General features: G+C 55.4%; 12 protein-coding genes. 8 read left to right on the top strand and 4 right to left on the bottom strand.

Annotated elements, in window-relative coordinates; all coding sequences use genetic code 11:
* Window positions 1-310: 310 nt before the first annotated feature.
* Together AC4OVS_RS20500 and AC4OVS_RS20495 are read left to right on the top strand one after the other, a co-directional pair.
* Complete coding sequence (locus AC4OVS_RS20500; RefSeq protein ID WP_063850406.1) at window positions 311-1711, top strand: sensor domain-containing diguanylate cyclase; 1401 nt, start codon at window positions 311-313, stop codon at window positions 1709-1711.
* 265 nt (window positions 1712-1976) lie between these two features.
* Window positions 1977-3542 carry an EAL domain-containing protein gene (locus tag AC4OVS_RS20495; protein WP_023299098.1) on the top strand — a complete coding sequence of 522 codons (1566 nt, stop codon included), beginning with the start codon at window positions 1977-1979 and terminating at the stop codon, window positions 3540-3542.
* A 6-nt stretch (window positions 3543-3548) separates the two neighbouring features.
* On the opposite strand, the gene soxS is transcribed toward AC4OVS_RS20495, so the two are convergent.
* Window positions 3549-3875 carry a superoxide response transcriptional regulator SoxS gene (gene soxS / locus AC4OVS_RS20490; protein ID WP_003860277.1) on the bottom strand — a complete coding sequence of 109 codons (327 nt, stop codon included), beginning with the start codon at window positions 3873-3875 and terminating at the stop codon, window positions 3549-3551.
* Window positions 3876-3973: 98 nt separating this feature from the next.
* On the opposite strand from soxS, the gene soxR reads away from it, so the two are divergent.
* From soxR to AC4OVS_RS20470, 4 genes are all read left to right on the top strand, one after another.
* On the top strand, window positions 3974-4432 hold the full coding sequence (gene soxR, locus AC4OVS_RS20485) for a redox-sensitive transcriptional activator SoxR (RefSeq protein WP_003860275.1): 459 nt from the start codon (window positions 3974-3976) through the stop codon (window positions 4430-4432).
* Between the two features lie 310 nt (window positions 4433-4742).
* Window positions 4743-5414 carry a glutathione S-transferase family protein gene (locus AC4OVS_RS20480; protein WP_022646756.1) on the top strand — a complete coding sequence of 224 codons (672 nt, stop codon included), beginning with the start codon at window positions 4743-4745 and terminating at the stop codon, window positions 5412-5414.
* Between the two features lie 297 nt (window positions 5415-5711).
* Window positions 5712-7061 carry a guanine/hypoxanthine transporter GhxP gene (ghxP, locus tag AC4OVS_RS20475; RefSeq protein WP_022646757.1) on the top strand — a complete coding sequence of 450 codons (1350 nt, stop codon included), beginning with the start codon at window positions 5712-5714 and terminating at the stop codon, window positions 7059-7061.
* A 153-nt stretch (window positions 7062-7214) separates the two neighbouring features.
* Entirely contained in the window at window positions 7215-8861 is a 1647-nt protein-coding gene (locus AC4OVS_RS20470) for a Na+/H+ antiporter (protein WP_022646758.1), read from the top strand.
* Between the two features lie 457 nt (window positions 8862-9318).
* On the opposite strand, the gene AC4OVS_RS20465 is transcribed toward AC4OVS_RS20470, so the two are convergent.
* Entirely contained in the window at window positions 9319-10206 is an 888-nt protein-coding gene (locus tag AC4OVS_RS20465) for a LysR family transcriptional regulator (RefSeq protein ID WP_022646759.1), read from the bottom strand.
* 102 nt (window positions 10207-10308) lie between these two features.
* On the opposite strand from AC4OVS_RS20465, the gene AC4OVS_RS20460 reads away from it, so the two are divergent.
* Together AC4OVS_RS20460 and AC4OVS_RS20455 are read left to right on the top strand one after the other, a co-directional pair.
* Entirely contained in the window at window positions 10309-10719 is a 411-nt protein-coding gene (locus AC4OVS_RS20460) for a CidA/LrgA family protein (RefSeq protein WP_022646760.1), read from the top strand.
* Window positions 10712-11401 (top strand): LrgB family protein, encoded by a 690-nt coding sequence (locus tag AC4OVS_RS20455; RefSeq protein ID WP_022646761.1) that lies wholly within the window; start codon window positions 10712-10714, stop codon window positions 11399-11401. The genes AC4OVS_RS20460 and AC4OVS_RS20455 overlap by 8 nt, the downstream gene beginning before the upstream one ends.
* A gap of 33 nt (window positions 11402-11434) precedes the next feature.
* On the opposite strand, the gene actP is transcribed toward AC4OVS_RS20455, so the two are convergent.
* Complete coding sequence (gene actP, locus AC4OVS_RS20450; RefSeq protein WP_023299099.1) at window positions 11435-13084, bottom strand: cation/acetate symporter ActP; 1650 nt, start codon at window positions 13082-13084, stop codon at window positions 11435-11437.
* Window positions 13081-13395, bottom strand: a complete 315-nt coding sequence (locus tag AC4OVS_RS20445; protein WP_038415083.1) for a DUF485 domain-containing protein — start codon at window positions 13393-13395, stop codon at window positions 13081-13083. The genes actP and AC4OVS_RS20445 overlap by 4 nt, the downstream gene beginning before the upstream one ends.
* Window positions 13396-13455 lie beyond the last annotated feature (60 nt).

Raw genomic sequence — 13455 nt, 5'->3', positions numbered from 1 at the left:
GGGTAAAATATATCGTCCTCGTTCAGATCGGCGCTAAGCCGGAATTTTTATTTTTAATTCATTCAGATAGCAAAACCTTTGCAAAACACCCTCGGCTGTATAGCGTTTACAGCAGTATGTCTATGGATTATGCTTGTGTGGAACAATAAATGTACCCGCAAAAATAATTCATCACATTGAATTATTTGGTTTTTTTGGATTTTTATTCTTTTTTAACACTCAGCATACTCTTTGATTTCGTGGTCTTATTCTTTTATTCAGATATGAGTTATTGCGGTTGCTCTCTCGATTAATGACCTGCGAAAAGATAATGAAAGAAAAAAGACGCGAGATTATTAACGACAGCATGCAGGCTCTGCACGCCCTGGCGAAGCTGATGCCACAACTCAACGCGCAGTGTTCGCCGGTTGAAATGCTGGAAATCATCAACAGCGCACTGGGGGCAAATCTCTCGTGGGTCAGTGTCGAATCCGCAGACGGGCCGCGCGTGGTTTGTGCCGGCGACGTGACGTGTCACGCCTTCAACGTGGCGGATTTTCTTGCCAGCACCCTGTTGCAACGGCATCACCGCGCCTGGCGCGTTATCTACTGGAAAGAGCATATTGGCCGGGCGGTATTTTCCCCTCAGCATCCTGGCTATGCGCGGCTGCAAAGCGGCGTGCTGTGTAAACTCTCAGCGCATGGCAGACAGTGCAGTGGTTATTTCTTTTTGGCTTTTAATGAAAAACTGACCTCGTTGCCGATATTGAAAAATATCGTGGTGGTATTGGTCGAGAAGCTAAAAGATTATTTTGATGACATCATCGTGCGGGAAAAAACAGCGCAAGAGATGCAGCGCGTCGTCACGCAATATAAAACTTTATTTGAACGTGCTCCGGTATTGATGAACGCCTTTGACAGGCATAACCGGTGTGTATTGTGGAACGCCGAATGCGAAAAAGTCTTTGGCTGGAGTATGACTGAAATCGGCGAGCACCCCGATCCGCTGGCCCTGTTTTACCCGGATCCCGAGGAGCGACAGCGCGTGCAGGAGTCGGTTCGTTTCGCACCACTTAAGGATATGTACGAATGGCACCCGGTGCGTAAAGACGGGACGCCGTTAACCATCCTCTGGTCAAACATCCTTTTACCGGATAACTCCATTCTCAATATTGGCCTCGATATCACCGAACGTAAAAAAGCAGAACAGCAGCTGACCGTCAAAGCCACCACGGACGATCTGACGGGCTGTCTGAATCGCTCGACAATTTTACAGCGGCTCAAAATGGCGCTGGCAGCCAGTTCGCCGCAGGATGTCAGTAGCCATTTCTGTCTCCTGATGTTCGATCTCGATTATTTCAAGCAGATCAACGATCGGTGGGGACATCAGGTTGGCGATGCGGCATTGATTCACTTTTGCGACCGTATTCGCGAAGTGAGCCCGGCCGGGTCAGCACTGGGACGGGTAGGGGGCGAAGAGTTTGTTCTTCTGCTGGCGCGTACGGATGGTATGGCCGCTACGTTGCTCTCTTCCCGGCTGCGTGCCGCGCTGATCTCAAAACCGCTGCGTGTGGGCGATAAAACGCTGGTACTCTCTTTCAGCGCCGGGGTGGTTGAAGTCTGTCAGGGGCAACGGGATACTTCTGCCATACTGATGCGTGCTGATAAGGCATTATATGACGCCAAGCGTACGGGAAGAGGAAAAACGGTTCTGGCGTCTGATTATTTATAAATCAGCATAAGAACAAAGAGCAGGCTATTTCAGCCAACGAATTTTCCACACCTGTCGCGGGTAATTATTATCCTTATCAGAAACGAAATGAATACTTTTAGTTTGGCTTACGGGAAAATATTATCGGCATCACGAATTTTAGGATTTTTAATACCAAAAGTCAGTTGCTAACTTCCCATGATTCATGCAACGTAATCACCTGTTTATCAAAGCAGCCGGTCTTCATTGCTACAGGCGTACAACATGCAGGGATACAGAGCGGGAAATGAATCGTAGCGCGCGGCGCAAAATGCTCAAAGCGGTCGGGATTATCATGGTAGTTATGCTGCCGGTGATGCTTGCGCTATGGTTTGCCCAGCTTAGAGCCGTGTCGGAAATCAGCGCTCAGCTGCGCACGTTTGCTGAACTTGCTTTAAACAAAACTGAACGGGTTATTCAACAGGTTGATATGGCCCGGGAAGACGCGGAAAAATATCAGGGTAAAGTGTGTACGCCGGAGCATCGTCAATATATGTTGAACGTTTCCCGCGGTCGCCTTTTTGTTGCCGATTTAATTTATGCTGAAGGCCAGGACTTTCTCTGCTCGACCCTTTTTACGCCGGATCATCCTTACATCATCCCCGCTGCCAATTACACACGTAAACCCGACGTTGCTATCTATTATTTTCGCGATACACCATTTTTTAATGGTTATAAAATGATATATATGCAGCGCGGAAATTATGTCGCAGTGGTCAACCCGCTTTCGTACAGTGAGGTGATGTCAGACGATCGTTCCCTGTCGTGGGGAGTGTATGACACCGTCAGCAATGCATTCTTTTCTGTGAGTCAGAAAGCCAATATTTCTTTATTGCATTCGATGCTCCGACATCAGGAAACGACTTTTCAGAAAGATGACCGTTTTTATACGATTGTAAAATCAGAGCAGAGGCCCATTGCGGCCATCGTTTCAACCTCCAATGCCCGTTTTTATAAAACGCTTTATCATCAGGCTACTCTGACGCTACCGCTGGGGATGATTTGCAGCATTATTATTTTGCTGGTGTGGTCGCGAACACACCGTGAATTCAATTCGCCTGGCCGACTTCTGCACCGGGCGTTGAATAAACGCCAGCTGTGCGTCCATTATCAGCCCATTATTGATATAAAAAATAACCAGTGCGTGGGAGCAGAGGCGTTGTTGCGCTGGCCAGGATTCAACGGTCAGGTTATGAGCCCGGCGGAATTTATTCCCCTGGCCGAAAAAGAGGGGATGATTGAGCGCATTACGGATTACGTCGTGGAGGAGGTGTTCACCGATCTGGGCCATTTTCTTGCCGCTCACCCCGATCTGTATGTCTCGATTAACCTGTCGGCGTCGGATTTTCACTCTTCGCGTCTTATCGCCCTGATCTCCGACAAAGCCCGCTTTTACTCGGTTCGCGCGCAGCAAATAAAAATTGAGGTGACGGAGCGGGGGTTTATTGACGTGCCGAAAACCACGCCGGTCATTCAGGCGTTTCGCCAGGCGGGGTATGAAGTGGCGATTGATGATTTCGGAACCGGCTACTCTAACCTGCATAACCTCTATTCGCTGAACGTCGATATCCTGAAAATCGACAAATCTTTTATCGATACCTTAACCACCAACAGCACCAGCCACCTGATTGCCGAGCACATCATTGAGATGGCGCAAAGCCTGCGGCTGAAAACCATTGCGGAAGGGGTCGAGACGGGGGAGCAGGTGAGCTGGCTGCTGAAGCGTGGCGTGCAGTATTGTCAGGGATGGCACTTCGCGAAAGCGATGCCGCCCCAGGCATTTATGGCCTGGCAGCAGCAACCCTTGCGTTAACACGCATTAATTGAGCTGATGGCGGTAGTCGCTCGGCGTACGGTCAAACTCGCGGCGGAAGACGCGGGAAAAGGTCTGCTGCGACACATAGCCCAGATCCATTGCGATATCAAAAATGGGCCGCTGAGTTGAGCGTAACGCCTGCGCCGCCAGCAGGAGCCTGCGCTGGCGAATGTAGTCACCCAGCGTTTGATGCATTACGGTGCGGAACATTCTCTGTAAATACCATTTCGAATAGCCCGACTTCTTAGCGACCACATCAATGTTCAACGGCTGGTCGATATGTTCATCAATCCATTCAATAAGCGTCTGAATAATTTGCTGATGCGACATAAGGTTACCCCTCTGTGGAGACATCTGTCCTGGTTGATTCGTCGTTTTCTCTGCGGGGGAGTATAATTCCTCAAGTTAACTTGAGGTAAAGAGGTTTTATGGAAAAGAGATTACCGCGCATCAAAGCGCTGTTAACCCCCGGTGAAGTGGCGAAACGAAGCGGCGTGGCGGTGTCGGCGCTCCACTTCTATGAAAGCAAAGGGTTAATAAAAAGTATCCGTAACGCCGGAAACCAGCGGCGCTATACCCGCGATGTGCTCCGCTACGTGGCGATTATCAAAATTGCGCAACGTATCGGCATCCCCCTGGCTACCATCGGCGACGCGTTCGGCGTATTGCCGGAAGGACACTCGCTGAGCGCGAAAGAGTGGAAGCAGCTGTCGTCCCAGTGGCGAGAAGAACTGGATCGTCGTATTCACACGCTGGTGGCCCTGCGCGATGAACTGGATGGCTGCATTGGTTGCGGGTGTTTATCACGTAGCGATTGTCCGCTGCGTAACCCGGGTGACAGGCTGGGCGAGCAGGGAACAGGGGCGCGGTTGCTGGAGGAGGATTGAGAGGTGTGTGCCGGGTAAGGCGCAGCCGCCACCCGGCAACAAGCATAAAGAACTAAAGCGCCACTAAGGGCGCTTTAGTTTTTTCCGGTCTTTGTCTTTCTCTCTATCCCGCTGGCTCACGGGAGGGTTTCCCCCGACATCAGTACTCCTCGTGTCGAGCTTGTGGAGGAGGTTCCGGTTTGTACTGACACTTTAATTCTATGCCCGGCCGCCGTTTTTGCCACCGGAGATGATGAGATTTTAGCCGAATTTTTTTCGTGAAGTTGTTCAGTTTTCTATAGTTAAAAAGTATGAATCACCGGAGAACATCATGCTAACGGTCCACCACCTTAACCAGTCTCGTTCTCATCGCGTCCTCTGGGCGCTGGAAGAACTGGGTCTGACATATGAGATTGTGCGCTACCAGCGCGAAAAAACCATGCTCGCACCAGACGCGCTCAAAAAAGTGCATCCGCTGGGAAAATCCCCGGTACTGGAAGATAACGGACTGGTTCTGGCTGAATCAGGCGCGATTCTGGAATATCTTCAGGAAACGTACGATTCGGCGTCACGATTCAAACCGTTAGATCCCGCCCATAAAGTGCAGTATCGCTTCTGGCTGCATTACGCCGAAGGGTCCTTGATGCCGCTGCTGTTAATGAAGCTGGTATTTAACAGCCTCGGCAAACCCCCCGTCCCGTTTGGCCTGCGCACGCTGGGTAAGGCGCTGGGGCAGGGGGTGCAAAAAGCGTATCTCAACCGCCAGCTGGAAACGCATGCGCGCTTTATTAACGACCATCTTGCCGAAAACAGCTGGTTTGCCGGCGATACGCTGACCATGGCTGATATCCAGATGAGTTTTCCCCTCTTCGCCCTGCTGGCGAGAGGCGGCATCGACAATCTCGACCACATAGCGGCGTGGAAACAGAGAGTGGAGGCACGTCCGGGCTGGCAGACAACGCTTGCGAAAGGCGGCCCGCTGACGATACCCGGCGGGGGATGAAATGTAACGAAATTGCGCATGGACGATAACGTTTGCGCATCCTCTGCTTAATTCTTCATCGTCATGAGGCAATTTTAGCGAAAAACGAGAAAGTTCAGTTGAAAAGGGCGGGTATTAGGCTAGATAATCGTTTGCCTACATTTGACCACCCGTTTTGTAAGCGCGGAGCTAAACGTTTGCTTTTTTTGTGACGCCCCTTTCGTCGCAAACGCAGCACAAGGATTTGACGTTTCGCTGGCAGTGGAGTCTCCACCACGCTTACGGACTTTCAATAAAAATTTTCAGGGGATGTTTTCTATGTCTACGCCATCTGCGCGTACCGGCGGTTCACTTGACGCCATGTTTAAAATTTCTGCTCGCGGCAGCACCGTGCGCCAGGAAGTTGTTGCCGGTCTGACGACGTTTCTGGCGATGGTGTACTCCGTCATCGTGGTGCCGGGCATGCTCGGCAAAGCGGGCTTCCCGCCAGCGGCGGTCTTTGTTGCCACCTGCCTGGTTGCGGGTGTGGGTTCGATTGTGATGGGCCTGTGGGCGAACCTGCCGCTGGCGATCGGGTGCGCCATCTCCCTGACCGCGTTTACCGCCTTCAGCCTGGTGCTGGGCCAGCATATCAGCGTCCCGGTAGCGCTCGGCGCGGTGTTCCTGATGGGTGTACTGTTCACCGTGATCTCTGCTACCGGCATCCGTAGCTGGATTTTGCGCAACCTGCCGCAGGGCGTGGCGCACGGCACCGGTATCGGCATCGGCCTGTTCCTGCTGCTGATCGCCGCCAACGGCGTGGGTCTGGTCATCAAGAACCCGCTGGACGGCCTGCCGGTTGCGCTGGGTAACTTCGCGAGCTTCCCGGTAATTATGTCGCTGGTGGGGCTGGCGGTGATCATTGGCCTGGAAAAATTGAAAGTGCCGGGCGGCATTCTGCTGACCATTATCGGCGTGTCCATCGTCGGCCTGATTTTCGACCCGTCCGTTCATTTCTCCGGGATTTTCGCCATGCCGTCGCTGAGCGATGACAACGGTAACTCCCTGATTGGCAGCCTGGATATTGTGGGCGCGCTGAACCCGGTGATCCTGCCAAGCGTGCTGGCGCTGGTAATGACCGCGGTGTTTGACGCCACGGGCACCATCCGCGCGGTGGCGGGGCAGGCTAACCTGCTGGACAAAGACGGCCAGATCATTGACGGCGGCAAAGCGCTGACCACCGACTCCCTGAGCAGCGTTTTCTCTGGCCTGGTGGGTGCAGCGCCAGCGGCAGTGTACATTGAGTCCGCAGCGGGTACGGCGGCAGGCGGCAAAACCGGCCTGACGGCTATTACCGTTGGCGTACTGTTCCTGCTGATCCTGTTCCTCTCTCCGCTCTCTTATCTGGTGCCAGCTTACGCGACCGCACCTGCGCTGATGTACGTCGGCCTGCTGATGCTGAGCAACGTGGCGAAAATCGACTTTGCTGACTTTGTTGATGCCATGTCTGGTCTGATCACCGCGGTCTTTATCGTGCTGACCTGTAACATCGTGACCGGCATTATGATCGGTTTCGCCTCGCTGGTGATTGGGCGTCTGGTCTCCGGTGAGTGGCGCAAGCTGAACATCGGTACCGTTGTCATCGCCGTTGCGCTGGTAGCGTTCTACGCGGGCGGCTGGGCAATTTAAGTTATCCATTGATGCGAAAACGGGTGGCTCAGGCCGCCCGTTTTTATTTTCAGGACCCATCCCGTTGTCTTTTACGTTACTCTGGAGAGGATAGAATAAGAGGCACGACGCCTCAGGTTTGGCTTGAAAAGAAACACAGCAAACAGGGAACGCATGGAAATTTTCTTCACAATACTCATCATGACCCTTGTGGTCTCATTATCCGGGGTGGTTACACGCGTACTGCCCTTCCAGGTCCCCCTGCCTTTAATGCAAATAGCTATCGGCGCGCTGCTGGCGTGGCCGACGTTCGGTCTGCACGTGGAGTTCGATCCGGAACTGTTCCTCGTGCTGTTTATCCCGCCGCTGCTGTTTGCCGATGGCTGGAAAACGCCGACGCGCGAATTTCTTGAGCACGGGCGAGAGATCTTCGGTCTGGCGCTGGCGCTGGTGGTCGTTACCGTGGTCGGGATTGGTTTCCTGATCTACTGGGCCGTACCGGGGATCCCGCTTATACCCGCCTTTGCGCTGGCTGCCGTGCTGTCGCCGACCGACGCCGTGGCGCTGTCCGGCATTGTGGGCGAAGGGCGCATTCCTAAGAAAATCATGGGCATTTTGCAGGGCGAGGCGCTGATGAACGACGCTTCCGGCCTGGTCGCCCTGAAGTTTGCCGTGGCGGTAGCCATGGGCACCATGGTCTTTACCGTCGGCGGTGCAACCCTCGAATTCTTCAAGGTGGCGATTGGCGGTATCCTCGCAGGCTTTGTTGTAAGCTGGCTGTACGGTCGTTCGCTGCGCTTCCTCAGCCGCTGGGGCGGCGATGAACCGGCGACGCAGATCGTCCTGCTGTTCCTGCTGCCGTTCGCCTCTTACCTGATTGCCGAACATATCGGCGTGTCGGGCATTCTGGCGGCGGTAGCCGCGGGGATGACCATCACCCGCTCCGGCGTGATGCGCCGGGCGCCACTGGCGATGCGTCTGCGCGCGAACAGTACCTGGGCGATGCTCGAGTTTGTCTTTAACGGCATGGTGTTCCTGCTGTTGGGCCTGCAACTGCCGGGCATTATGGAATCTTCGCTGATCGCGGCCGAAGCGGATCCAAACGTTGAAGTCTGGATGCTGTTTACCGATATCGTACTCATCTACCTTTCGCTGATGCTGGTGCGTTTCGGCTGGCTGTGGACGATGAAGAAGTTCAGCGTTCGCTTCCTGACCAAAAAGCCGATGGAGTTCGGCTCCTGGACCACGCGCGAGCTGCTGATTGCCTCTTTCGCGGGCGTTCGCGGGGCGATCACCCTTGCTGGTGTGCTCTCCATTCCTCTGCTTCTGCCGACGGGCGACGTCTTCCCGGCGCGCTACGAGCTGGTCTTCCTGGCGGCGGGCGTGATCCTCTTCTCCCTGTTTGTCGGCGTAATTATGCTGCCGATTCTGCTGCAGCATATTGATGCGGGTGACACCTCGCAGCAGCATAAGGAAGAGCGGATTGCCCGTGCGGCGACGGCGGAAGTAGCGATTGTCGCCATCGAGAAGATGGAGGAGCGTCTGGCCGCCGATGCCGAAGAGAACATTGATAACCAGCTGCTGAAGGAAGTCAGTTCACGCGTGATCGGTAATTTGCGTCGCCGTGCTGACGGACGTAACGACGTGGAAAGTTCGTTGCAGGAAGAGAACCTCGAGCGCCGTTTCCGCCTGGCGGCGCTGCGCTCCGAGCGTGCCGAGCTGTATCACCTGCGCGCGACGCGGCAGATCAGCAACGAGACGCTGCAAAAGCTGCTGCACGATCTGGATCTGCTGGAAGCGTTGTTGATAGAGAATCAGTAGCGCTGTAATTGCCCGGTGGCGCTGCGCTTACCGGGCCTACGTGCTCGATCGGTTCCCTCTCCCTATGGGCTGAGGGATCCCCAGTAATTTTTTTATGCAGAAGCAATAAAGTTGCTTTCTAAATGGCTGAGGGCTGTCAGCGATGCCCTGGTCCGGCTGTAAATCGCTGAGGCGTTTCCTGCAGGCCGGGGCGAGGCGCAGGGATGCGCCGAGAGGGCGGCTTTACAGGGACGTTGCCTCCGCCCGTACCCGATAAGCCGGAAGGAATAAGCCGAGGGCACCGCGAAGCGGCGATTTACCGCCGGGAGCCCGGGTCGCCAGGGTGGTGGCGACTGAGCCACCCTGGCACGTTCACCGGTCATGTCGTTACAGAGTAGCAAGGAACATAAAGTGAACGGAATGACCACCACCGCCGTATGTTCCCCTCACCCTAACCCTCTCCCCGGAGGGGCGAGGGTTAGGGTGAGGGTACCCAAAACCCCTCACAGCATTGCAACCACGCCTGTGCGCTGTGCGACAGATACACCCCTTCACGCCAGATCATCCCTAACTGCCAGTGCAGATCGCTCTCCAGCGGGATCCAGCGCAGCGTGTTTTTATCCAGCCGCTCGCAGATCGGCTGCGGCAGAATGGCTATCCCCACGCCCGCCTGTACCATCGCTGCCAGAAAATCCCACTGGCCGCTGCGCACCGCAATGCGCGGCTTTACGTTGTGCTGGTTAAACAGCGCCATCAGCTGGCGGCTTAAGGCGAAATCTTCGTTGTAAATCAGCAGCGGGTGTTCGCCGAGCAGCTCGGGTTTTACTGATTCAATCTTCAGCCAGTCGCCGGAGCGCGGCACCAGCACGCACAGCGGGTGGCTGAACAGCGGCAGCGTTGCCAGCCCGCTCTCTTCTTCCACGGGAAGGGCCGTCATGGCCACGTCAAGTTCACCGTTCATCACCGCCTGCTGCACGGTCAGGCCGCCAAATTCAGAAATTTTTAGCTCAACGCCGGGATAGCGCTGGCGAAACAGGCTAATCGGTCCGGCCATCATCATGCCGACCATCGGCGGAATGCCGAGCCGCAGCAGCCCTTTTGTCAGGTGGTTGATGTCCCCAAGCTCGGCCTCCAGCTGGCGGAACTCCGCCAGAATTGCCAGCCCGCGCTCGAACACCACGCGACCGGTATCGGTCAGCAGCAGCTTGCGCCCGTCGCGGATCAGCAGGGTACAGTTCAGCTCATCTTCGAGGTTTTTCAGCATCTTACTGATGGTAGGCTGGGTTACGAATAACTTCTCCGCTGCGCGGGTAAAACTTTGCTGGCGAACCACCTCGACAAAATAGCGCAGCGTTCTTATGTCCATGATTATTCCTCGAAACTATACCTTCGATGATTTTAATTCATTTCAGTCGATACCGTACGCTCACTATACTGGCGCCTCGTCTCATTTCTGAGGAAAACCCCCATGGCCGTGGCGTTAAGCCGTGTTACGCCTGCCGTTGTTCAACGACTCCAGGTACCGGTTCAGGTACTGCTCTACGCGGGACTATTTGTTTTTGCTGAATATCTTGTCGACTGGCTGAACCTGCCTTTACCCGCCAACCTGGTGGGAATGGTGCTGATGCTGACGCTGATCCTCTGTCGCGCGTTGCCCCTTAGCTGGGTGCGGGCCGGTGCGCGCTGGCTGCTGGCGGAGATGCTGCTGTTCTTCGTTCCGGCCGTGGTGGCGGTGGTGAATTATGCGCAACTGCTGATGGTCGACGGCTGGCGCATCTTTGCGGTTATCGCCCTGAGCACGCTGATGGTGCTGGGCGCCACCGCCTGGGTGGTGGATAAAGTGTATCGCTTTGAAATCAGCAGGCAGAAGCATGACTAACTTTCAGATAAGCGTGCTATGCCTGATTGCGACAGTCGTCATTTACTTTGCCAACAAGCGCCTGTATCGCCGCTTTCGCACGCTGCCGCTGATGCCGCTGGTCTTTACGCCGATCCTGCTGGTGCTGATGCTGGTCTTCGGCCATATCTCCTGGCAGAACTACATTGGTGAATCCCACTGGCTGCTGTGGCTGCTCGGCCCGGCGACTATCGCCTTTGCGGTGCCGGTGTATGACAACCTGGCAATTATTAAACGCCACTGGATGTCGCTCAGCGCGGGTGTCGTCACCGCGACGGTAGTGGCGGTGTGCAGCTCGGTCTGGCTGGCGCGGCTGTTTACCCTGTCTGATGAAATCCAGCGCAGCCTGGCGGTACGCTCGGTGACCACACCGTTCGCGCTGGCGGCGGCTAAACCGCTCGGCGGACAGCCGGATCTGGTGGCGCTGTTTGTGGTGGTGACCGGCGTGTTCGGCATGGCAGTGGGGGATGTGCTGTTTCTGCGCCTTTCCATTCGCGAAGGGATGGCGAAAGGGGCGGGGTTTGGCGCGGCGTCGCACGGGGCGGGGACGGCACGTTCGTATGAGCTGGGACAGCAGGAAGGCGTTGTTGCAAGCCTGGTGATGATGCTCTCGGGCGTGACAATGGTATTAATCGCGCCGCTGGTGGCGTGGGTGATGTTTTAAGTTCCCCGGCCAGAGCGACCGGGGAGAAAAGGTTTAGTGCGCGCGGCCCTGCTCAACACCCAGGCCGGTTTGCGAGCGGATAAACTGGGCGCGGAATTTCTCACGCTCCAGGTTACCCTCCGGCGAGTTGTCGGTCGCTGAGAAGAACCAGATCCCAATAAACGCCACGGCAATGGAGAACAGCGCCGGGTATTCATACGGGAAGATAGCGCTTTCGTGACCGAGGATCTGCACCCAGATGGTCGGGCCGAGGATCATCAGAATCACCGCCGTCAGCAGCCCCAGCCAGCCGCCAATCATCGCCCCACGGGTGGTCAGTTTTGACCAGTACATGGAGAGCAGAATGATCGGGAAGTTACAGCTTGCCGCAATCGAGAAGGCCAGCCCCACCATAAAGGCGATGTTCTGCTTCTCGAACAAAATCCCCAGCAGGATGGCGACGACGCCCAGCACCAGTACGGTGATTTTGGAGACTTTCAGCTCATCGCGCTCGCTTGCGCCTTTGCGGAAAACGTTGGCGTAGAGATCGTGCGATACCGCAGACGCACCAGCCAGCGTCAGCCCTGCAACCACCGCGAGGATGGTGGCGAAGGCCACGGCAGAGATAAAGCCGAGGAACAGGTTACCGCCTACCGCGTCGGCCAGATGCACCGCCGCCATGTTGTTACCGCCGATAAGCGCGCCCGCCGCGTCTTTAAACGCCGGGTTTGCCCCCACCAGCATGATCGCGCCAAAGCCGATGATAAAGGTCAGTATGTAGAAGTAGCCCATAAACCCGGTGGCGTAGAACACGCTTTTACGCGCTTCACGTGCATCAGACACCGTGAAGAAACGCATCAGGATATGCGGCAGGCCAGCGGTACCGAACATCAGGCCGAGACCGAGCGAGAGCGCGGATATCGGATCTTTCACCAGCCCGCCCGGGCTCATGATCGCTTCCCCTTTCGGGTGCACTGACATGGCTTCGGTAAACAGATTATTGAAGCTGAACCCGACGTGTTTCATCACCATAAAGGCCATAAAGCTGGCGCCGAACAGCAGCAGTACCGCTTTGATGATCTGTACCCAGGTGGTGGCCAGCATGCCGCCGAACAGGACGTACATCACCATCAGCACGCCTACCAGCACCACCGCGACGTGGTAGTTCAGACCGAACAGCAGCTCGATCAATTTACCCGCGCCCACCATCTGCGCAATCAGGTACAGCGCCACCACCACCAGCGAACCGCAGGCGGAGAGCATGCGGATGGGGCCTTGTTTGAGGCGGTATGAAGCTACGTCTGCAAAGGTGTAGCGGCCAAGGTTACGCAGGCGCTCGGCAATCAGGAACAGAATGATCGGCCAGCCGACGAGGAAGCCGAGGGAGTAGATCAGGCCGTCATACCCCGAGGTATAAACCAGCGCGGAGATCCCGAGGAACGAGGCGGCAGACATAAAGTCTCCCGCTATCGCCAGCCCGTTCTGGAAGCCGGTAATGTTGCCGCCCGCGGTGTAGTAATCGTTACGGGAGCGCACGCGTTTCGACGCCCAGTAGGTGATGTAAAGCGTTAGCACCACGAAAATCAGGAACATGATAATCGCCTGCCAGTTGGTTGGCTGGCGCTGGACCTCGCCGGTAAGGGCATCTGCCGCATGGGCAGCAAAGGGAAGTGTGGCGGCAAGCGCCGTCAGGACTCGCTTCATGATGCTTTTACCTCGCGCAGAACTTCTCTGTTAAGACGATCGAATTCACCGTTCGCACGCCAGACATACACACCTGTCAGCACAAACGAAATAACGATAACGCCAATGCCAATTGGGATGCCGCGCGTAACGCTGGTTCCGGCGTGCAGCGGCGTACCGAGCCACTGCGGCGCAAAGGCGATCAGCAGAATAAAGCCGACGTAAATAACCAGCATGATGATGGAAAGGATAAAGGCAAACCGTTGCCGTTTTTCGACGAGCTCCTTGTAGTGCGCACTATTCTCTATCTGCTGACAAATATCGTTATTCATCACAGAGTCTCCAAAGGTAAGGTTGGTTTGTTTTTATCCCCTCTCCCCTATGGGGAGAGG

Source organism: Enterobacter sp. 4974935, from assembly GCF_058661735.1.
This window is presented reverse-complemented; position numbering and strand designations above follow the sequence as displayed.

Coding starts and splice junctions, on each gene's coding strand:
- actP (WP_023299099.1), bottom strand. CDS start 13,084: ATGAAGCGAGTCCTGACGGCGCTTGCCGCCACACTTCCCTTTGCTGCC.
- ghxP (WP_022646757.1), top strand. CDS start 5,712: ATGTCTACGCCATCTGCGCGTACCGGCGGTTCACTTGACGCCATGTTT.
- AC4OVS_RS20480 (WP_022646756.1), top strand. CDS start 4,743: ATGCTAACGGTCCACCACCTTAACCAGTCTCGTTCTCATCGCGTCCTC.
- AC4OVS_RS20455 (WP_022646761.1), top strand. CDS start 10,712: ATGACTAACTTTCAGATAAGCGTGCTATGCCTGATTGCGACAGTCGTC.
- soxR (WP_003860275.1), top strand. CDS start 3,974: ATGGAAAAGAGATTACCGCGCATCAAAGCGCTGTTAACCCCCGGTGAA.
- AC4OVS_RS20465 (WP_022646759.1), bottom strand. CDS start 10,206: ATGGACATAAGAACGCTGCGCTATTTTGTCGAGGTGGTTCGCCAGCAA.
- AC4OVS_RS20495 (WP_023299098.1), top strand. CDS start 1,977: ATGAATCGTAGCGCGCGGCGCAAAATGCTCAAAGCGGTCGGGATTATC.
- AC4OVS_RS20460 (WP_022646760.1), top strand. CDS start 10,309: ATGGCCGTGGCGTTAAGCCGTGTTACGCCTGCCGTTGTTCAACGACTC.
- AC4OVS_RS20470 (WP_022646758.1), top strand. CDS start 7,215: ATGGAAATTTTCTTCACAATACTCATCATGACCCTTGTGGTCTCATTA.
- AC4OVS_RS20445 (WP_038415083.1), bottom strand. CDS start 13,395: ATGAATAACGATATTTGTCAGCAGATAGAGAATAGTGCGCACTACAAG.
- soxS (WP_003860277.1), bottom strand. CDS start 3,875: ATGTCGCATCAGCAAATTATTCAGACGCTTATTGAATGGATTGATGAA.
- AC4OVS_RS20500 (WP_063850406.1), top strand. CDS start 311: ATGAAAGAAAAAAGACGCGAGATTATTAACGACAGCATGCAGGCTCTG.